Source organism: Ponticaulis profundi (assembly GCF_042659465.1).
Lineage (GTDB): Bacteria > Pseudomonadota > Alphaproteobacteria > Caulobacterales > Hyphomonadaceae > Ponticaulis > Ponticaulis profundi.
Map to the genome: position 1 here is coordinate 265,665 of NZ_JBHSSW010000012.1, position 18,741 is coordinate 284,405.

Annotated in this window: 19 protein-coding genes; 6 read left to right on the forward strand and 13 right to left on the reverse strand. The window is 55.2% G+C overall.

Annotated elements, in window-relative coordinates; genetic code table 11:
* Nucleotides 1-39: 39 nt before the first annotated feature.
* A complete protein-coding gene (locus ACFQDM_RS10570) occupies nucleotides 40-690 on the reverse strand; it encodes an exopolysaccharide biosynthesis protein (RefSeq protein ID WP_377378816.1) in 651 nt (216 codons plus the stop codon).
* 153 nt (nucleotides 691-843) lie between these two features.
* Here ACFQDM_RS10570 and ACFQDM_RS10575 point away from each other — a divergent pair, with 153 nt between their 5' ends.
* Nucleotides 844-1,212 (forward strand): hypothetical protein, encoded by a 369-nt coding sequence (locus ACFQDM_RS10575; RefSeq protein WP_377378818.1) that lies wholly within the window; start codon nucleotides 844-846, stop codon nucleotides 1,210-1,212.
* Nucleotides 1,213-1,264: 52 nt separating this feature from the next.
* Complete coding sequence (locus ACFQDM_RS10580) at nucleotides 1,265-2,407, forward strand: serine hydrolase domain-containing protein (RefSeq protein WP_377378820.1); 1,143 nt, start codon at nucleotides 1,265-1,267, stop codon at nucleotides 2,405-2,407.
* 1 nt (nucleotide 2,408) lies between these two features.
* Here ACFQDM_RS10580 and ACFQDM_RS10585 read toward each other — a convergent pair whose 3' ends face one another.
* The 8 genes from ACFQDM_RS10585 to ACFQDM_RS10620 form a co-directional block, all read right to left on the reverse strand.
* Nucleotides 2,409-2,645 carry a hypothetical protein gene (locus ACFQDM_RS10585; RefSeq protein ID WP_377378822.1) on the reverse strand — a complete coding sequence of 79 codons (237 nt, stop codon included), beginning with the start codon at nucleotides 2,643-2,645 and terminating at the stop codon, nucleotides 2,409-2,411.
* A 32-nt stretch (nucleotides 2,646-2,677) separates the two neighbouring features.
* Entirely contained in the window at nucleotides 2,678-2,881 is a 204-nt protein-coding gene (locus ACFQDM_RS10590) for a hypothetical protein (protein WP_377378824.1), read from the reverse strand.
* A gap of 104 nt (nucleotides 2,882-2,985) precedes the next feature.
* On the reverse strand, nucleotides 2,986-3,453 hold the full coding sequence (gene dut, locus ACFQDM_RS10595; RefSeq protein ID WP_377378826.1) for a dUTP diphosphatase: 468 nt from the start codon (nucleotides 3,451-3,453) through the stop codon (nucleotides 2,986-2,988).
* A 30-nt stretch (nucleotides 3,454-3,483) separates the two neighbouring features.
* A complete protein-coding gene (gene coaBC / locus ACFQDM_RS10600; protein ID WP_377378827.1) occupies nucleotides 3,484-4,674 on the reverse strand; it encodes a bifunctional phosphopantothenoylcysteine decarboxylase/phosphopantothenate--cysteine ligase CoaBC in 1,191 nt (396 codons plus the stop codon).
* A 144-nt stretch (nucleotides 4,675-4,818) separates the two neighbouring features.
* On the reverse strand, nucleotides 4,819-5,676 hold the full coding sequence (locus tag ACFQDM_RS10605) for a hypothetical protein (RefSeq protein WP_377378829.1): 858 nt from the start codon (nucleotides 5,674-5,676) through the stop codon (nucleotides 4,819-4,821).
* 102 nt (nucleotides 5,677-5,778) lie between these two features.
* Nucleotides 5,779-7,335, reverse strand: a complete 1,557-nt coding sequence (locus ACFQDM_RS10610) for an AarF/UbiB family protein (protein WP_377378831.1) — start codon at nucleotides 7,333-7,335, stop codon at nucleotides 5,779-5,781.
* Nucleotides 7,336-8,160, reverse strand: coding sequence for a class I SAM-dependent methyltransferase (locus ACFQDM_RS10615; protein WP_377378833.1), 825 nt, complete (start codon nucleotides 8,158-8,160; stop codon nucleotides 7,336-7,338).
* A gap of 50 nt (nucleotides 8,161-8,210) precedes the next feature.
* Nucleotides 8,211-8,783: a PIN domain-containing protein gene (locus tag ACFQDM_RS10620; protein WP_377378835.1), complete on the reverse strand. Its 573-nt coding sequence runs from the start codon at nucleotides 8,781-8,783 to the stop codon at nucleotides 8,211-8,213.
* A 289-nt stretch (nucleotides 8,784-9,072) separates the two neighbouring features.
* On the opposite strand from ACFQDM_RS10620, the gene ACFQDM_RS10625 reads away from it, so the two are divergent.
* The gene (locus tag ACFQDM_RS10625; RefSeq protein WP_377378837.1) at nucleotides 9,073-9,615 is read left to right on the forward strand and encodes a methanogen output domain 1-containing protein; all 543 of its coding nucleotides are present in this window, start codon (nucleotides 9,073-9,075) and stop codon (nucleotides 9,613-9,615) included.
* A gap of 7 nt (nucleotides 9,616-9,622) precedes the next feature.
* On the forward strand, nucleotides 9,623-10,750 hold the full coding sequence (locus tag ACFQDM_RS10630; RefSeq protein WP_377378839.1) for a sensor histidine kinase: 1,128 nt from the start codon (nucleotides 9,623-9,625) through the stop codon (nucleotides 10,748-10,750).
* A gap of 24 nt (nucleotides 10,751-10,774) precedes the next feature.
* On the opposite strand, the gene ACFQDM_RS10635 is transcribed toward ACFQDM_RS10630, so the two are convergent.
* The gene (locus ACFQDM_RS10635) at nucleotides 10,775-12,079 is read right to left on the reverse strand and encodes a UDP-glucose dehydrogenase family protein (RefSeq protein WP_377378841.1); all 1,305 of its coding nucleotides are present in this window, start codon (nucleotides 12,077-12,079) and stop codon (nucleotides 10,775-10,777) included.
* Between the two features lie 356 nt (nucleotides 12,080-12,435).
* On the opposite strand from ACFQDM_RS10635, the gene ACFQDM_RS10640 reads away from it, so the two are divergent.
* Both ACFQDM_RS10640 and ACFQDM_RS10645 read left to right on the forward strand, forming a co-directional pair.
* Entirely contained in the window at nucleotides 12,436-14,130 is a 1,695-nt protein-coding gene (locus ACFQDM_RS10640) for a methyl-accepting chemotaxis protein (protein ID WP_377378843.1), read from the forward strand.
* Between the two features lie 156 nt (nucleotides 14,131-14,286).
* A complete protein-coding gene (locus ACFQDM_RS10645; RefSeq protein WP_377379131.1) occupies nucleotides 14,287-15,999 on the forward strand; it encodes a methyl-accepting chemotaxis protein in 1,713 nt (570 codons plus the stop codon).
* Nucleotides 16,000-16,073: 74 nt separating this feature from the next.
* On the opposite strand, the gene serA is transcribed toward ACFQDM_RS10645, so the two are convergent.
* The 3 genes from serA to ACFQDM_RS10660 all read right to left on the reverse strand — a co-directional run bounded on the left by serA (nucleotide 16,074) and on the right by ACFQDM_RS10660 (nucleotide 18,707).
* Entirely contained in the window at nucleotides 16,074-17,648 is a 1,575-nt protein-coding gene (gene serA / locus ACFQDM_RS10650; protein WP_377378845.1) for a phosphoglycerate dehydrogenase, read from the reverse strand.
* Between the two features lie 103 nt (nucleotides 17,649-17,751).
* Nucleotides 17,752-18,063, reverse strand: a complete 312-nt coding sequence (locus ACFQDM_RS10655; protein WP_377378847.1) for a nucleotide pyrophosphohydrolase — start codon at nucleotides 18,061-18,063, stop codon at nucleotides 17,752-17,754.
* 2 nt (nucleotides 18,064-18,065) lie between these two features.
* The gene (locus ACFQDM_RS10660; RefSeq protein WP_377378849.1) at nucleotides 18,066-18,707 is read right to left on the reverse strand and encodes a LysE family translocator; all 642 of its coding nucleotides are present in this window, start codon (nucleotides 18,705-18,707) and stop codon (nucleotides 18,066-18,068) included.
* Nucleotides 18,708-18,741: the final 34 nt, after the last annotated feature.

Consider the following 18,741-nt stretch of genomic DNA (forward strand, 5'->3'; position numbering starts at 1 on the left):
TGATGTTTCTTGCGAACTAACAAGATGTTCTTGTTCTGCTTAATTGCCGCCAAACAGTTGAAGCAATGGTGCGAGTAGGGCGCGTGTGCCATCTGCTTCCATGAAGAAGGTTACGCCGAAGATCGCGACGATGGATACCAGAATGGAAATCCAGAGCAGACCGAGCACAAGTCCCAGAATGGTCATCACGCCGTCGCGCGCCATCAGACCGAAAGAGACCAGAGCGACGGCAAAGCCCGGAACGGTATTGGTGGCGGGCAGCGGCACCAGAATTGAGGCACAAAAGACGCAGAGAAACAGGCCGAGCAGGCGTTCTGCGATGGGTGTCGTCAGAAAGGTCAGTCTTGGTTTCGCAATTTTCTCGGCCCAGCCAAAATACTTTCGGCCACCGGTCGAAATGCGATCCAGGCCTTTCTTGTCGATCCGACGATCTGCGAATTTTCCAGGAAGCCAGGGCTCTTGTCGGCCCAGCACCATCTGAAAGGCGAGCGCGGCCATTGGCAGGGAGACGATCTGTGGCACGCCATAAAGAAAGGGCACGCAGCATGGCAGAGCGAGCGCGAACAGAATGGCACCGAAGGCGCGTTCATCCAGCGCATCAAAAATCTCGGATAAAGAAAACCCGTCTTCACTGGCTTCAGAGGCAAGCCGATCAAGGGCTGTCAGGATGGAGCCTTCGGGTTCACGCATGTGCTGGGTTTCCGTCATGGTTTCTGATTACGCGGATTTTCACAATTGAGGAACCTGAGAAATGCCCGATGTGACATTCATCTCAGGTCTGCTAAACGAAACTTTCATAGGGTGTCCGGGAGACAGACCACAGATGAAAAATGAGGCAGGATAATGGTGTGGCTGACCATGCTCGCCAAGGCGTTCGGATATGCAATCGCAATCCTCGTTCTGACGGAAATTGCGAAGCGCAATTCATTTATTGCGGCTGTCATTATTGCGTTTCCGATTATGACGGTTCTCACCATCGCCAATCTCTATCTGGAGACGGGTGATCCGGGGCCAGCCTATAAGCTTGCCTACACAACCTTCTGGCTGATCATTGCCAGCCTCTCCTTCTTTGTTGTGCTGTATGCCTGCCAGTCAGCCGGATTTTCTTTCTGGTTCGGTTTCAGCATCGCGGTGGTGGCTACCATCGCCTCCATTATTGGTCTGACATTCCTGCTGCGCCAGTTGGGGATCAACCTGCTCAGCAATGTTTGAACCTTTCGCTGGGGCAGGTTAAGGGAGCATCCAGGCAAAAAGGAGAATGCGTATGTCGGACAATGTCAGAGGCTATGTGAAACCCGGCTTTGAACACGTACGCGATGTCTTCGCTCAGAACTTTGAAAAGGGTGAAGAGCTCGGTGCGGGCTTTGCGGCGATTCAGGATGGCGAGGTCCTCGTCGACCTGCAGGGTGGTTTCGCCGACCGTGCGAAAAAGCAGATCTGGGATGAGCGTACGCTGGTGCCGATCTATTCCACCACCAAGGCGATTTCCGCATTCGTGGTCGCGTATGTGCTGTCTCAGTCTGATCGCTATTCCCATGAAAGCAAAATGACAGAGTTCTGGCCGGAATTCGGTGCTGCGGGAAAAGAGGCGCTGACCATCGGGGATGTGCTCTCCCATCAGGGCGGCTTACCCGGATTCAAGGATGAATTCGATCCCTCGCTCTGGCTTGATCCGGTCGGCCTGTCTGCAAAGCTCGCCGAAACCGAGCCGCTCTGGTCGCCGGTTCCGGATGGCACGAGTGGTTATCATCCGCTGACCTGGGGCTATCTTGCCGGTGAAATCGTACGCCGGATCGCCGGAAAATCCCTGGGCACGGTTCTGGCTGAGGTCATTACAGGAACAGCCGGTGATGCGCCGGACATTGATTTCTGGATCGGCACACCTGAAAGCGAACATGACCGCTGCGCCGATATCCAGCGGCCCAAGGAATTGCCTGAGCTCGGTCCGATCAATGATTTCAAGAAAGCGGCTTTCATGACCAAATGGGCGTCTCCCAACCGGGGTGGGCCTGAGTGGCGCAAGACTGAAATTCCTTCAGCGAATGGTCATGGGACCGCAAAGTCCGTTGCTCAGCTCTATGCCGGCTTCGCGCAAGGCGGACGCATTGGTGAGACGCAGTTTCTGGATGAAGAAAGCTGGGAAGGGCTGACACGTCAGCGCACATTCGGGCCGGATCGTGTCCTTCCGTTCGAGATTGAGTTTGCTGCAGGCGTGATGCGGAATTCGAGCGAATTCTATGGCCCAAACCATAACAGCTTTGGGCATTCCGGCTGGGGTGGATCTGCGGCACTCGGAGATCCGGACCTGAAGCTATCGGCGGCTTATGTCATGAACCGTCAGAGCAACAAGCTGCAGGCCGACCCGCGCGGTCAGCGCCTGTTTGCGGCGCTGTACGATTGTATCTGACCTAGAGGTCCCGCAGTTCGCGTGACAGGCGTTCGTCAGGATCGGTCACGATCTTTTCGAGCGTTCGGACGCGTTCGCGCAGGTCTCTGACCTCACGCTTGAGGGCATCCACATCCTCGGCGCTGCCAGCGCTTTCCTGATTATGCTTCAGCTTGATCCAGTTCTGGATCACGCCGGCGCCGACGGCAATCAGGACGATTGCAACGACCATTGTAAAAGGTGAGTCTATGTCAAACATGCGATGTCATCCTGATGCTGGCGGATGTGGTTTTAAAGTTTGCGAATATCACGGGAAAGTCCGGCGTCGGAATCCGTAACGATACGTTCAAGCGTATTTACACGCTCGCGCAATCTGAAAAGTTCGTCTTGCATGCGACCCATTTCAGGTGTGGCGGATTCCTTGTCTTTCTTCCCCATGCTGCCAACCATCGCGAGGGCGACAATGGCGAGCACAAGAAACAGGAACAGGCTCAAATTCTATATCCTCCTTAAATTATCGATATTCGATATATAAGAAGAAATTGCCTGTCATGTAAGGGGGAAGATTAAAAAATCGACAGAAATCGGATTGGAGGGCTCTAGCTTTTGCCGGTTGATCCGAAGCCGCCTTCTCCGCGAGATGTGTCCGGCAGGACAGAAACAGCGCGCCATTCGCCCTGGATGACCGGTGCGAGCAGAAGCTGGGCAATGCGCTCGCCGCGCTGAATGGTGAAGGCCTCTTTGCCAAGATTGATCAGTAAGACTTTCAACTCGCCGCGATAATCGCTGTCGATCGTGCCCGGCGTGTTCAGGCAGGTGATGCCATGTTTGAAAGCAAGCCCTGAACGCGGACGGACCTGCATTTCATAGCCTTGCGGGATGGCAAAGGTGAGCCCGGTCGGCACGAGGGCGCGGTCACCCGGCTCCAGCGTCAGGGGTTCATCGTCTGCAACCGCGGCACGCACATCCATGCCTGCAGAGCCTTTGGTTTCGTATTTCGGAAGCGCCAGACCCTCGAAATGGGGGAGGGCGACATAATCCAGCTCAAGTGAGACAGAGAGACTCATGCAAACAACTTTCCTGCGAATCGGATGACGTCAGGTCAGTTTATCTGCAACCCGGTCGACGATCCATTTCGCGATGCTGGCTTTATCGGCCCAATCGGAGTGTTCCACACCTGTTGTGCTGTAAAGGCTGACCTTGTTGTTGAGCCCGCCCATGACATCGCCGGAGACATCGTTTGCGATGATCCAGTCGCAGCCCTTTCGCGCGAGCTTTCCCTGTGCGTGCGTTTCCATGTCATTGGTTTCAGCCGCAAAGCCGATCACGAGTTCCGGGCGCTCATCACTCAAGTGCGAGATGGTCTTCAGAATGTCCGGGTTTTCCGTCAGCTCGATCATGGCTGGGGCGTTCTCGCCCTTCAGCTTCAGCTTGGTGTCCGACGAAGAGGATGGTCGCCAGTCGGCGACGGCGGCAACCGAAATAAAGCCATCAGCCGGCAAAGCGTTCTGTACAGCGCCCAGCATCTCAACCGCCGTCTTTACGCTGACCAGGTCAGCGCCAGCGGGCGGCGGCAGGGCGACAGGTCCGGAGACCAGAGTGACCTTTGCACCGCGCGAAATCAGGGCTTCGGCAATGGCATAACCCTGACGACCAGATGAGTGGTTCGACAGAAAACGGACAGGGTCAATCGGTTCGACCGTCGGGCCTGCTGTGATAATGAAATGCTTGCCGCTCAGGTCTCTCTTTGGCTGGAGCGCTGAGAGAATAGCCTGTTTGATGGCCGGAACGTCAGGAAGCCGTCCGGGGCCGAACTCGCCGCAGGCCATCAGGCCTTCATCGGGCTCCATGACAATGGCGCCGTCCTGGCGGAGCTGGGCGACATTGCGCTTTACAGCCTCATGTTCCCACATGCGCACATTCATGGCGGGCACGAACAGGACTTGCTTATCGGTGGCGAGCAGCATGGTGGAGGCCAGATCGTCGGCATGGCCATTGGCCGTTTTCGCCATCAGGTCAGCGGTCGCAGGGCAAACGACAACGAGATCGGTCGAGCGCGACAGTTCGATATGGCCCATTTCAGCCTCGTCATCGAGATCAAACAGCTCGGTAAAGCATTTCTCACCAGACAGCGCGGATACAGAAAGCGGCGTCACGAATTCCTGGGCTGCGCGGGTCAGGATGACGCGAGCGCGCACACCAGCGCGTCCAAGTTCCCGGATGAGCTCCAGGCTTTTATACGCAGCAATACCGCCGCTGATCACAAGAAGAATGCTCTGATCCGGCATGGGAAGCGTTCACCTTTTTGTCGTTCTGCCCTGCTTCTATAGGATGAGTATTGCTGTTTGGGAAACCATTCCCGAATTCGCGTCGCTGCCAAAAGAAAAGGGGCAGCGTGTGCTACCCCTTATCATCAGTCTTGTCTGGCCGGACTAGCGGTAGATCGGGCGACCAACATCCACGTTCGGAATGTATTTGCCATTGGCGACGTTATAGGTGCGCACAAGACCGGGAACGTTAGATGCAAACACGGCTTCTTCTGTGGTTTCCTCTTCGCAGTCGCGACGTGCGCGAAGCGAATAAAGAACGCTGGACGTGGCTTCGCGGCAGGCCCGCTCAGACGCTTCCTCGATACGCTTCAGCAGGATCAGGTTCCGTTCTTCCACCGGGTAGCCGTTAATGTCGGAATAGCAGACTGAGTACTGGCGGCGTCCATCGCGGGTATCAGACAGGCGTTCGATGATGTCAGCGCCGCAGGTTTCAACCGGGCGGGCGATGGGGTGATAAACCGGAGGCTGCGCGATTGGGGCAGGCTGGGGTGCCGGCTGATATGGATATCCGTAACCTGCGCAAGGCGTTGGTTGAGGACGCGCTGAATAGCGGACCACTTTTGGTGGCACGCAAGGGGCTGCCTGTGGCGCAGGCGCATAAGTCGGGCAAACCGAATAGGTTTGCTGACATGGCTGCTGAACCACGCAGTCAGTTGCACAGGTGGAGCTGACCTGACGGGTGTAGGTATATCTCGGCTCAACATAGGTGCGTTTGTAAACAATGCGGCCGGGCGGAGGCGCGGTTGTCACAAGGCGACGTTCTTCGCTCAGATTAAGCTGCGTCGTCGCATCAGAGCGCTGTATATAAACAGGCGCTGGCGGAACGGTTTTGGTGACCTGTTTTTGCACGGGTGCAATGGGCTGTGGCTTCAGACCCTTGCCTGGCTCTCCGGCATGCGCAGCAACGCTGAGTGCTGCAGCTGTCAGGCCTGAGACGATAAGTTTCGAAAAAACATGCATGTGGGCCACCCTCAATTGGTTTACAGAAAGTAAACATCAATCAGCAGGCGGAAACAACTGAACACTACAGCGAGGCTGTATGCTCGTGCAGCTTTTCACGTATCACGAGAAAATTGTGCCGTAGAGCGACAATCCGGCGAATACGCCGATCATGATGGCAATGGCGAGACCTGTCAGCGTCCGGATCGGTGCGCGTAGCAGGGCATAGAACGGATGATTGTCCGCATTGCGTGCGGCTTTGGACTGCGCCTCAATCATGTGTTCGAGATTGTCGAAGACTTCCGGTAGGCGGCGCAGACGCGCTGTCGTGTCCCGGAAGACATCGCGGGCGATCTCCGTGCCACCAATCGGGCTGAATTCCTTGCGAATCCATTCTTCGACAACGGGCTCTGCAGCGTGCCAGATATTGTGGTGCGGATCGATGGCGCGCGCCACGCCTTCGACCTGTACCATCGTCTTCTGGAGCAGAACGAGTTCTGGCCGCAAATGCATGCCGAAGACATTGGTGAAATCGAGCAGCTGGAGAAGGAGGCGTCCCATGGAGACGTCCTGTGCATCCTTGCCGTGGATGGGTTCGCCAATTGAGCGCAGCGCTTGTGCGAAATCACCAACAGAGCGGTCGGCGGGCACATAACCTGCTTCGAAATGAACTTCCGCCACGCGTTTATAATCGCGCTTGATGAAGCCGTGCAGAATCTCTGCAAGGAAGTGGCGCTCATTGCGGCCAATCCGTCCGACAATGCCAAAGTCGATCAGGAAAAGCCGTCCGTCATGCGCGCGGATCATGTTGCCTTCGTGCATGTCCGCGTGAAACACGCCGTGGTGAATGGCGGCAATCAGGAATCCGCGGGTGACACGATTGGCGAGCTCGACCCGATCGAAGGTCAGCGCGTTCAGCTTGGCGATGTCTGTGAGCGAGACGCCGTCGATCCATTCCGTTGTCAGGACTGTTTTGCCAGACCGTTCCCAATCGACTTTCGGAACGTGGAACTCATCTGACTGTGCAGCGATTTCGGCAAACTCATCAGCGCCGCCCGCTTCCAGTCGCAGGTCCAGCTCTTTTTCCATGGATGCGGCGAGCGTATTAACGAAGGCGACCGGCTCCATGCGTCTGGAATTCGGATCCACACGCTCAATGGTCGAAGCAGCCCGTTTCATTGCCTTGAGTTCGCGCATGATCCGGCGTTCTACGTCAGGGCGGAGCACCTTTACGGCGCGGGCGCCGGTTGGCAGCTGCACCTTATGCACTTGCGCGAGAGAGGCAGCGGCCAGGGCTGGCTCAAGCCGCGGAAACAGTCTCTGCCATTCTGCGCCGAATTCTTTTTCCAGCTGTTTTTCCGCATCAGCGGGCGGGAATGCCGGGAGCTTGTCCTTGAGGCGAGACAGGTCCTGTGTGGCTTCAACGCCGAACACATCCGGACGCGTGGCGAGCAATTGACCGAGCTTGATATAAGCAGGCCCCAGTTCTTCCAGGGCGGCAGCAAGGCGTTCGCCAGGGCGACCTTTTGGTTTGCCGCCCGTAGCCCGCAGCAGGCCGCCAAACATCCGCGCCGGCAAGGGCAGTCGGCTGGAATATTCTGCGGGCAGGATCACATCATGGCGCGCGAGTTTCACGCCCGCCTTGATCAGTCGCCAATAGTCAGAAATCGCTGCCAGCATTCAAACGGCCCAGCCAAAATGAAGCGCGGCGATGCCGCCAGAGAAATTGGTGCAATCCACACGCTTGAAACCTGCCGCCTCAATCCGGCGCAGAACTTCATCCTGTTTCGGAAAGCGACGGATGGATTCAACAAGATACTGATAGGAGGGTGCGTCGCCTGCGATCAGATCGCCAAGCTTTGGGATCACGTTGAAGGAATAGGCGTCATAAGCCGATTGCAGCACACCCGCTGTCATGTGTGAAAATTCGAGGCAGGCATAGCGTCCGCCCGGTTTCAGAACACGCCGGAACTCACGAAAGGCCTGATCCATATCGGCGACGTTACGAATGCCGAAAGCGATGGCCAGCGCGTCAACACTGCGATCCTTGAAGGGAAGGGCCATGGCATCGCCGCACACCCAGTCGAGTTCACCGCGCGCCTGAAGCACTTCTTTCCGCTCGCGACCGGACGCCATCATGGAATCATTGATGTCGCAGACAATGGCCTGCGTTTTCAGATGATGCTGGCCGTAACGTGTCGCCTTCTGATCTGCGCGCTTGAGAAAGGCGAGGGACAGATCGCCCGTGCCACCCGCCACATCGAGGAAGACTTCGCCTGGCTGGGGGTTGATCCGGTCCATGGTGAAGGTTTTCCAGACCCGGTGGACGCCAGCGGACATCAGGTCATTCATCAGATCATATTTGGAGGCGACCGAACGGAACACACCTTTGACCTTCGACACCTTTTCGTCGGGTGTCACATCCGTGAATCCAAAAGAGACCTTCTCGGTCAGCTCAGGATCGAGGGGCGTGTCGGATGGCGGTTGGGCAATGTGATCTGTCATGACTTCCAGTTAGGACGGATTTGGCTTTCGGGAAAGCGTGACCTTTGCGCTCATGTGATTTTCTGGAGCGTCCGGGTGAGTTTTTTGAGCCCCACACGGTGGAAGGTCGCATATATATCCTCTGCCGTGAAACCTTCGCCCATCAGAATGTCTGTCAGGAACTGAAAGGCTTTTATCGCCTGATCCGGTTTCTGATCGGCCAGCTCGACGAGAAAGTCATCTGTACGTATGGCGCGCAGGCCCAGCTGGCTGAGCACGGGTTTTGGAAAGTCGCGAATGTTTTCGGTCACGATGGTGTCAGCGCCGGAGGCGATGGCGAGGGCCAGAACATGCGCGTCATCCGGGTCTGGCAGTCGGGGCTGGTTGTCATCTTGGTCGGGCATTGATGTCAGCGCGCCGGGGAAAGCGTGTTGGAGCAAATCGCAGATGTGTTCGGCGTGTTGTTGCTGAGACGCCGTATCGAGCCCGGAATTGCCCAGTGCCTTCGGAAGGTTGTGGCGCACTTCCTGGAGTATCGTATTCGACCAGACCGGCTCGTAAGCTTCAGCATGAGCGAACATGAGGAGCGCGTGGCGACGGACGCTGCCAATCAGCACGCAGGCGTCGAGCACGGCGCAGGTCACGCTTTTTTGATCCGGTAGGCATTCTGATCAAGCAGTATGAGCGCTTTAAGCGCAACTTCCCGGGAGGGACGTTCTCTTTGGGTGTCATATGTGGAAGCAGGCAAATTTCGAATGCTGCTAAATACCTGCTTTTCCAGACGTTTTTTTGTCATCGCTCTTGCAATTTTTTCCGAATGCCATTCTGGCTTGTAAACTAAACGTATTCAAATACTGGTCGTTTTCTGCTTTGCACTAGATGGGACTGTAGAGATCGATGCGTGCATTTGTCTAATTCTGGAAGGCAAAGTCTATGGCCTCAATAGCCGGTAATGAAAGCGCCGACTTTTCAAATCTGCCTATTGAGCAGAACCGTGACCTGTTCGTGCGCGATGTTGTCCGGGAATTGGTTGGCATTCTACAGGATATGATCGGGCTCGATGATGTCGAAGGTTATGTGAGTATTGTCGGTGCACGTATCGGGCAGCGGATGAATGCTGAATACCGCGCCTTGAGCGATCAGGAAAAACTTGATGTTGATCATGTCGGGGCCGCGCTTGTCGATCTGAAGCGTCGCATTGATGGCGGGTTTTCGATTGAGTCGATTAGTGACACTGAAATCGTGCTATCAAACACGAAATGCCCGTTCGGGGCCCATGTCGAAGGCCGGCCAGCCCTGTGCATGATGACGTCGAATGTGTTCGGACGTATCGCGGCTGACAATCTGGGATATGCTGGCGTCCATATCGAGGAAGCGATAGCGAGGGGAGATCCCGGATGTCGCGTGATTATCTCCCTTCAAAGGAAACCTGAACGCGCCAATATAGATTTCCGCGAATATTTTTCTCAGGACTGACTGTTGCGTGTTTGAGGCCCTGTTTCACCGATCCCGCGAAGCCATGATGATTGTCGGTTATGACCGGATCATTGGGAGCGTAAATCGCAAGGCCACCCAGTTTCTCAGGACACAGGCCAGTGATCTGGTTGGACGCTCCTGTGATGAACTGTTCCCGGACTGCGATCTCGAAGACCTGTTTCGTACCGCAGAGCTGATCGACGGGTGGACGCCACCTGTCCGATGTATGTCGTCACGCTTCGAAGATAGCTTGCTGGATCTTCGAATGCTCCAGTTGAACTATCCTCCTGATGAGGCGGCTTTTGCGCTCGCATTGTATCAGGAAAGTGAGGACAGGGTCGCGTTTCGAAAACTGCGTGAAGATGTGACAGACGCGACCCGGCGGGCCTCAATCGAGCGCTCGCTTCGACAGGATCTGGAGGAAGCCAATTCAAAGCTGAATGCTTTTGCGAACCGTGCGGCTCATGACCTGCGCGGTCCACTACGACGCATCCGGCAGGCTCTGGAGCTTAATCGGATGACTTCGGCTGACCCCGAAGCGGTTCCGGAAATCCTTTTGCTGGCGGAAGACTCTGCGTCTGAACTCGAGCGCCTGGTGAAGGATCTGCTGAATTACTCGAAGCAGACCTCTCAGGGCGTGAAAAAAGAAAATGTCCGGCTTCCGGAGTTAATTGAGGAAGCTGCACGGCTGAGAGCAGCTGAGTCTAATGATCTGGACTGGTTGGAAACGGGACCGGACGTTACTGTGCGAGGCGACCCGGGGTTATTGTCCATTGTTTTCGGAAATATATTGTCGAACGCGATTACCTATCAGTCAGCGAAGCGACCGCTACGCGTATGCGTGGCAGCTGAGATGGTCGGCGCTGGCGTGAAAATCTCTATCTCTGACAATGGCATTGGTTTTCGCAAGGAAGATACAGACCGCGTCTTTCGTGTCTTCGAGCGGCTTCATGCTTCGGGCGATGGGGCTGGACTCGGTCTGGCGACCTGCAGAGAACTGATCATCAACCACGGTTGGGAGATAACGGCGAGCGGTGAACCGGATGTTGGAGCCGTCTTCTCGATCCATATTCCGCGACATGATTTCGTTTCATGGGACAGACATGAAAAAGGGGGACTTGCGTCCCCCTCATAGCATGCTGGTTTCAGGTCGTGGAGACTATGGACGTCCAACACTTGTGTAGTTGAAGCCTTTGGCAGCCATGTCTTCCGGGCGGTAGATGTTGCGCAGGTCAACAACAGTCGGTGTGGAGAGAAGTGATTTGACCCGCTCCATATCCAGAGCACGGAATTGGTCCCATTCCGTGATGATCACCGCCACGTCAGCGCCTTCCAGCGCATGGTAAGGCCCATCACAGAACATCACATCTTTCATCAGGTGAGACGACTCTTCCATGGCTTCGGGATCGAAGGCGCGGATTTTGGCGCCGGCTTCCTGGAGCGCTGGAATGATGTCGAGGCTTGGCGCGTCGCGCATGTCATCCGTGTTTGGTTTGAATGCGAGACCAAGCACGCCAATCGTTTTGCCGGAGACATCGCCGCCCATGGCATCGATGACTTTGGTTGCCATGGCTTTCTTGCGCGCCGCGTTGACTTCAACAACCGTGTCGACAATGCGAACCGGGCTGCCATGGTCATTGGCTGTCTTGGTCAGCGCGAGTGTGTCTTTTGGGAAGCAAGATCCGCCATAACCCGGACCGGCGTTCAGGAACTTTTTGCCAATGCGGTTGTCGAGCCCGATGCCGCGGGACACTTCCTGAACATTCGCGCCGACTTTTTCGCAGAGGTCTGCCATCTCGTTTATGAAGGTAATCTTCACGGCAAGAAAAGCGTTTGCTGCATATTTGATCAGCTCGGACGTCCGGCGACTCGTGAACAGGATTGGCGTTTCGTTCAGATAGAGTGGACGGTAAAGCTCTTGCATGACGTTCTGAGCCCGTTCGTCTTCTGTGCCGACGACAACGCGATCTGGTCGTTTGAAATCATCGATAGCAGCACCTTCTCGCAAGAATTCCGGGTTGGAAACCACGGCAAATTCATCACCTGTGCGCTTCTTGGAGATGATGGCTTCGACTTCGTCGCCTGTGCCGACAGGAACAGTCGATTTATTGACGACGACTGTGTAGCCGTCCATCAGGTCTGCGATTTCTTCTGCCGCACCGTAAACGTAAGACAGATCGGCATGGCCATCCCCGCGACGTGATGGCGTACCAACAGCGATAAAGACAGCGTCGGCTGATTTGATCGCCTCTTCAGGATCCGTCGTGAAGAACAAGCGTTCTGCCTGAACGTTTTGTTCGACAAGTGTATCGAGGCCTGGCTCGTAAATTGGAATTTGGCCTGCTTTCAACTTTTCAATTTTGCTGGCATCTTTGTCGACACATGTCACAACATGCCCAAAATCTGCAAAACATGCCCCCGAAACGAGACCAACATATCCCGTTCCAATCATCGTTACTCGCATAACTCTACATCCCCACGGTGAACAAAGAATTTCCTTGCTGAGCAGTGCGACTATTGCGGTCGAAGGTCAAGACTTGCTTGCTTCTGTCGTGACATCAGCTTTTAGAAAATATGGCACTGCACAAAATGAGTGCCTCGACGTTCACAATGCTCTGCGACGCTAAACTGCTACTTTTAGATCATGATGTCTCTCGCTGCGTCACGTTGTGGTGGTTTAATTGCCGGCAGACCATTCTCGGTGGCCAAAATCCGACTTTTCACACTGAATTTGTTCACTACATGTAATTCTTTTTAATTTAGAAAATTCTGAAATTGGTGGAAGGACGTGTGTGTCAGATGGGTATTTCACTTCAGAAAATGAAAATCACAACCGCGATCGCTGCGATGAGCGGCGCTTTGGTGGTGGCCTCGCTTTTGGTGCTTGGATTGATCATCAGCCTGGTCATGTCGAACAAGATTCAGGAAGATGCTGTGTCTGCGCAGAATACCAATCTGCGGGTGGCTGCTGGCATGTTCGAAAAAGAAATCCCGGGCGCGGATATTCGCTGGGATGCCAGCGGTAATGTGTCCCGCGTTATGGTCGAGTCGTTTCCGGCATTTGACGACAATACGCTGGTTGATGAAATCGGACGCATGACCGGAGAGGTCGCGACGATTTTCCGTTGGGACGCTGATCGGAATGAGTTCATCCGAGCCGCAACGAACGTCATTGAAAGCAATGGAACACGAGCCGTTGGAACGCCGCTAGGCAATACCAATGATGTGCATGCAGCCGTCGTGAAGGGCGAAACCTATCTCGGTGAGTCCAATGTGCTCGGTGAGATGTATTATGCGGTCTACAAACCGATGCTGGACACAGACGGGAATATTGTAGGCATTTTGTGCGTCGCAGTTCAGAAAGCCCGTATCACGGCTGTGTTTTTCAACTTGCTTCAGTCGCTCGGCATTGCCTTGTTGCCGGTTGTTGCGATTGCGCTGTTCGTTTCTGTGTATCTCGCGCGTCGCCTGATGCTGCCGATCAAGGATCTGGCTCAGGTGACCGAGCAGATTTCTCACGAGAACCTTTCGATTGATGTGCCGTATACGGAGCGGACCGACGAGATTGCGATGCTCGCAAATTCTGTCTCTACGCTAAAGCAAAGATCTCAGGAGCGTGTGGAACTGGCTGCCAAACAGGCTGAAGCTGATCGCGTCGCTTTTGAGCGCCAGGAGAAGATTGAGGCGCTGATCGCGAACTTCCGTGTGGAAATTCATGCAATGCTCCAGTCGGTTTCTAAGACTGCTGTCGATCTGGATGCGACTGCGGAGACGCTGACCGGTGTGGCACAGGAGAGTGCGGCACGCGCGCAGGAGACATTGGGCGCGTCTGGTGATGCAACAAACAATGTTCAATCTGTCGCAAGTGCTGCAGAAGAGCTTGCCTCTTCGATCAGCGAGATCAGTCGTCAGGTTCTTCAAACGAACGACATTGTGGCGCGTGCGACGACATCGAGCCGTGAAACAAATGCGAAGGTCGAAAGCCTGGCAGAATCTGCATCCAAAATCAGCGAGGTCATCTCGCTTATCCAGGCCATCGCTGAGCAGACCAATCTTCTGGCGCTCAATGCGACCATTGAGGCGGCGCGTGCCGGTGAGGCGGGTAAGAGCTTTGCGGTCGTGGCCAATGAGGTGAAGGAACTTGCCAACCAGACATCTCACGCAACGGAAGAGATTTCCGCACAGATTTCTGCCATTCAGGCTGCAACAAGTGAGTCTGTGCAGGCGATTTCGGGTATTTCGTCGATCATTGACGAAGTGAATTCCTACACGACGGCGATTGCGTCTGCCGTGGAGGAGCAGAGCGCGGCGACAGCAGAAATTTCGGAGAATGTTCAGCGTGCGGCGTCTGGTACGACGTCTGTAAGTGGGAATATGACCCAGCTTTCAGAAGCCGTAGCCCGCACGAGTACATCGGCTGATATGGTGCTGAGTTCTGCTGGCTCTCTGACGGAAAAGACAGATGCGCTGAGCAAAGAGGTCGAGCAATTCCTCTCTCGGGTAGCCGCTGCCTAAGAGCCGAAGAGAAATGAAACAAAGATTAGCGCCCCTTCAAATAAAGATGGGGCGCTTTTTTGTGAATGCGTTCAATTTCAACTCGAATTTTACGCTGGGGAAAGCTATTTGGGGCAGGGTGCATCCAGTTTGTTTCTCTGAAAGGAAGCGTCTGTGATGTTCGCTTTGAAGAAGTTGAAGTTATCGACATCCATTGCTTTGCTGAGCACTGCGCTGATTGTGTGCTCGCTCTTGGTCGTCGGCATTATCACCCAAATGGTGATATCAGGAAAAGTCCGTTCTGATGCGATTGCGTTCCAGAACTCCAGTTTGCGCATCGCGGCAACTGTCCTCGAAGACAATCGCGATAGTTTCCGTATTAGTTGGAATGGCGACGGAAATGTGCGGTCGGTCGAGGCGGACAGTATTCCGGAATTCGAAGCGCATGACCTCATTGATCGTATCGGCCGTGCTACGGGCGAGACGGCGACGATTTTCGTCTGGGATGAGGAGAGCCGGGATTTCTGGCGACGGACGACGAACATCATCAAGGATGACGGTAACCGCGCCGTCGGTACGCCGCTCGGCCAAAACGGTGCCGTCTACCCGGTCGTTACACGTGGTGAAACCTATCGCGGGGAAGCGACCATTCTCGGAAAAGACTATTTTACAGTCTATCAGCCAATCGAGACCTCCGCTGGTGATGTCATCGGCATTCTGTATGTCGGCGTCGAGAAAGCCGAAATTACCGCGATCGTCTTTGATCTGATGAGCAAGTTCGGCCTTGCGGTTATTCCTGTTCTCATTCTGGCTGTGGTGGCGAGCGTTTTTGCAACACGCCGCCTGATGCTGCCGCTGAAAGACCTGGCGTCCGTGACCGGACGTATTGCCGACGATGACCTCGAAGTGCAGGTTCCGCACAAGGAACGTGAAGACGAGATCGGAACCATTGCGGAATCGCTTTCGACTTTGAAGAAGCGCCTGGAAGAGCGAAATGAGCTCTCTGCGCAGCAGCGTATTGCTGATCAGAAGATCCAGGAGCGTCAGGACCGCATTGAGGCGCTCGTCGCATCCTTCCGCGATCGTATTTCGACCCTGCTATCTTCTGTGACGGAGACGGCAACAGGGCTTGATCAGACGGCTGAAACACTGACGGTGATTGCGCGCGACAGTGCGTCTCGTGCAAGCGAAACACTTAATGCGTCAGACCTTGCAACAGGCAATGTTCAGTCCGTCGCAGGCGCAGCCGAAGAGCTGGCATCCTCGATCAGTGAAATCCGCCGTCAGGTCAGCCAGACGTCTGATGTTGCATCTCGTGCAACACAGGATAGCCGCGATACCAATTCCAAGGTGACAAGCCTTGCTGAAGCGGCCAACAAGATCACGGAAGTGGTGAACCTGATCAAGGCGATTGCCGAGCAAACCAACCTTCTGGCCCTTAACGCGACCATCGAAGCCGCGCGAGCCGGTGAAGCGGGTAAAGGCTTTGCGGTCGTTGCCTCTGAAGTGAAAGAGTTGGCGAACCAGACCTCGAAAGCCACGGAAGACATTTCCGAGCAGATCTCTGCCATCCAGTTCGCAACCGAAGATTCGGTGAAAGCGATTGCCGGCATTTCCGGCGTCATCGAGGAAATCAACAATTACACGTCGGCGATTGCATCTGCGATTGAGCAGCAGGGGGCTGCGACGACCGAGATTTCCGAAAACGTTCAGCGGGCAGCCGCAGGGACGACATCTGTGTCAGGCAATATGTCGGAACTGAACCAGTCTGTTTCTGAAACGACACGGTCTGCGACCACGGTGCTGGATTCGGCTGCGGCCCTGTCTCAGCGTACCAATGAGCTGACACGTGAAGTCGATGACTTCCTGAAACAGGTCATGGCGGCTTAAGCCCGCTCGTTTTGTCGAGAACAAAAAAGCCGCCCCAGAAGGGCGGCTTTTTCATGTGTCAGCTGGACCGCTGATTAGAAGGTCAGAACTTTCACATAGCGAACCTGTGGAAGCGCTTCGATTTTCTTCACCACGTCTTCTGGAATTTCAGCATCGATGCCGACCAGAGCAACGGCCTCTTCTCCCTGAGACTGACGGCCGAGGTTAAAGGTCGCGATGTTGATGCCTGCATCGCCGAGCATCACGCCGAGAGAGCCAATAAAGCCTGGTTTGTCGACGTTGTTGACGTAGAGAATAACCGGACGGAATTTCGCATCCAGCGCCATGCCTTTGACTTCGACAATCTTCGGCACGCCTGCAACGATTGAACCAGCAACGTCTCTCCAGCTGCCATCAACCTTCACGCGGATGCGGATCAGATTGTCATAGACAGGTGAGTCAGAGCGGGTTGCCTCAGTTAGGGTCACGCCGCGTGCTTTCAGCATTTCCGGAGCAGACACCATGTTGACTTCGGTGAAGAGCGGGCGAAGGGCGCCAGCAACAGCCGCAGCCGTGAGTGGCTTGGTGTTGAGGTGTGCAGGCTCGCCTTCAAAGCCGATCTCGATGTCAGAGAAACCACCATCCGCGATCTGGCCAGCAAACAGGCCGAGCTTTTCAGCAAGGTCAGCATATGGCTTGAGGCGAGGAGCTTCTTCTGCGGTGATGCTTGGCGTGTTGAGCGCATTGCTGATCGCGCCGGTCAGCAGGTAATCTGCGATCTGCTCAGCAATTTGCAGAGCAACGTTTTCCTGAGCTTCCGTCGTCGCGGCGCCAAGGTGAGGCGTTGCGATGAAGTTTGGCGCGCCAAAGAGAATGTTGTCCTTGGCTGGCTCTTCGACGAACACGTCGAACGCTGCTGCAGAGATGTGACCTGAATCAAGGCCAGCGCGGACCGCCGCTTCATCGACCAGTCCGCCACGTGCGCAGTTGATGATCATCACGCCTTTTTTGGTTTTCTGGATCGCATCAGCAGACAGAATATTCTTTGTCGCGGCCGTCAGGGGCGTGTGCAGCGTGATCGCATCAGCGCGTGCAAGCAGTTGCTCCAGCTCGACTTTCTGAACGCCCAGATCCGTCGCGCGCTCTTCAGTGAGGAATGGGTCATATGCGACGACTTTCATTTTCAGACCAAGTGCGCGCTCGGCAACGATGGAACCGATATTGCCGCAGCCAATGACACCCAGTGTCTTGGCGGTCAGCTCTGTGCCCATGAAGGCTTTTTTCGGCCATTCGCCAGCCTGCGTGCCGCGGTCTGCAGCCGGGATCTGACGTGCGGCTGCAAACAGCATCGCAATCGCATGTTCTGCTGTCGTGATGGCGTTGCCGAATGGCGTGTTCATCACAACAATACCTTTGGCGGTCGCTGCTTTCACATCAATATTGTCCACGCCGATACCTGCGCGGCCAATGACTTTGAGGTTTGTCGCAGCGGCGATGACATCGGCATCCGGCTTACAGGCTGAACGAACAGCAAGGCCGTCATAATCGCCAATGATGTCGATCAGCTCTTCCTTTGTCAGGCCAGGCTTTACGTCGACCTCGAGGCCGCGATTTTTGAAGATTTCGGCCGCCGCCGGGCTGAGTTTGTCCGCAATAAGAACCTTAGGCATGAATTTGTCTTTCTTCCTTTTGGCGTCGCTCCTGTTTTTGGTCCGGGAGGTCAGCCTGCGCGATTGCGCGAGATTACGATGAGGCACGCGGGTGAGGCGTGCGTTATTCCTGTGGTGACTTTTCTGTGTGCCCGCCGGTACCATCCCCGGCTGAGCGCCATTTGCGTTGACGATTGATCGTCATCTTTGCGTCGACTTCGATCTGAAGATCCTTGCCGAGACACCCCATGAGACGGTGGAGCAGGATGGCCACATCTGCAGCTTCCTTCCCCGCTTCATTGGTGTCTCCGGCTTCCAGCGCTTCAATCAGTTCAACAAGCTCGGTTTCAGCGCGACGGGCGAGAGCAACAGGGTCAGACACCTGTCCGAAGGTTGCATCGCCCCAATCGAGAATGGTCTTGCTGGTCTCGGTCATGCTCAGGCGGCCTTTTCTTCAAAGAAGAGTTTCAGGCCAAACCCAATCAGCACCATGCCTGTCACGCTATCCAGAGTTCTGGTCACAGACGGACGTTTCAGAAACTGGCTGATCGGGCGTGTTGCCAGAACAATTGCAGCGAACCAGAAAAGTCCCATAACGGCATGAAGACTTGCCAGCAGTGTGCTCCAACCGACCGGACTGACGCCGTCGACCATGAACTGAGGCAGGAAACTGATATAGAAGACACCGATTTTCGGGTTCAGGAGATTGGTGAACAGGCCACGGGCAAACCAGCCTTTCAGCGTTGTTTGCTTCGTGACGGATCCGCTTTCATCAAAAGCCGACCGGCGCCGGATTGCGGACAAAACCATATTGCCGCCAAGCCAGAGCAGATAGGCCGCCCCGGCGATGCGCATGAGGGTATAGGCCGTTTCAGAAACAGCCAGAACCGCCGCGACGCCGAGCGCTGACAAAAGTCCCCAGAACAGAACGCCCAGACAGATACCGATCCCGGCCAGCATGGCTTTCATGCTGCTCTCAACGGCTGCTGTTCGCAGCACGAGCGCCGTATCAATGCCGGGCGTCATGGTCATGAGCGCTGCAGCAATTGAAAAGCTGGTCAGAGATGTTGCGATATCCATCTGTCCGGACCTTTCCGATCAGAAGTCGTTCCCT

What these genes read in the sequence shown, in the direction of transcription:
- ACFQDM_RS10570 (WP_377378816.1), bottom strand. Translation starts at nt 690, where the DNA reads ATGCGTGAACCCGAAGGCTCCATCCTGACAGCCCTTGATCGGCTTGCC.
- ACFQDM_RS10575 (WP_377378818.1), top strand. Translation starts at nt 844, where the DNA reads ATGGTGTGGCTGACCATGCTCGCCAAGGCGTTCGGATATGCAATCGCA.
- ACFQDM_RS10580 (WP_377378820.1), top strand. Translation starts at nt 1,265, where the DNA reads ATGTCGGACAATGTCAGAGGCTATGTGAAACCCGGCTTTGAACACGTA.
- ACFQDM_RS10585 (WP_377378822.1), bottom strand. Translation starts at nt 2,645, where the DNA reads ATGTTTGACATAGACTCACCTTTTACAATGGTCGTTGCAATCGTCCTG.
- dut (WP_377378826.1), bottom strand. Translation starts at nt 3,453, where the DNA reads ATGAGTCTCTCTGTCTCACTTGAGCTGGATTATGTCGCCCTCCCCCAT.
- coaBC (WP_377378827.1), bottom strand. Translation starts at nt 4,674, where the DNA reads ATGCCGGATCAGAGCATTCTTCTTGTGATCAGCGGCGGTATTGCTGCG.
- ACFQDM_RS10605 (WP_377378829.1), bottom strand. Translation starts at nt 5,676, where the DNA reads ATGCATGTTTTTTCGAAACTTATCGTCTCAGGCCTGACAGCTGCAGCA.
- ACFQDM_RS10610 (WP_377378831.1), bottom strand. Translation starts at nt 7,335, where the DNA reads ATGCTGGCAGCGATTTCTGACTATTGGCGACTGATCAAGGCGGGCGTG.
- ACFQDM_RS10615 (WP_377378833.1), bottom strand. Translation starts at nt 8,160, where the DNA reads ATGACAGATCACATTGCCCAACCGCCATCCGACACGCCCCTCGATCCT.
- ACFQDM_RS10625 (WP_377378837.1), top strand. Translation starts at nt 9,073, where the DNA reads ATGGCCTCAATAGCCGGTAATGAAAGCGCCGACTTTTCAAATCTGCCT.
- ACFQDM_RS10635 (WP_377378841.1), bottom strand. Translation starts at nt 12,079, where the DNA reads ATGCGAGTAACGATGATTGGAACGGGATATGTTGGTCTCGTTTCGGGG.
- ACFQDM_RS10640 (WP_377378843.1), top strand. Translation starts at nt 12,436, where the DNA reads ATGAAAATCACAACCGCGATCGCTGCGATGAGCGGCGCTTTGGTGGTG.
- ACFQDM_RS10645 (WP_377379131.1), top strand. Translation starts at nt 14,287, where the DNA reads ATGTTCGCTTTGAAGAAGTTGAAGTTATCGACATCCATTGCTTTGCTG.
- serA (WP_377378845.1), bottom strand. Translation starts at nt 17,648, where the DNA reads ATGCCTAAGGTTCTTATTGCGGACAAACTCAGCCCGGCGGCGGCCGAA.
- ACFQDM_RS10655 (WP_377378847.1), bottom strand. Translation starts at nt 18,063, where the DNA reads ATGACCGAGACCAGCAAGACCATTCTCGATTGGGGCGATGCAACCTTC.
- ACFQDM_RS10660 (WP_377378849.1), bottom strand. Translation starts at nt 18,707, where the DNA reads ATGGATATCGCAACATCTCTGACCAGCTTTTCAATTGCTGCAGCGCTC.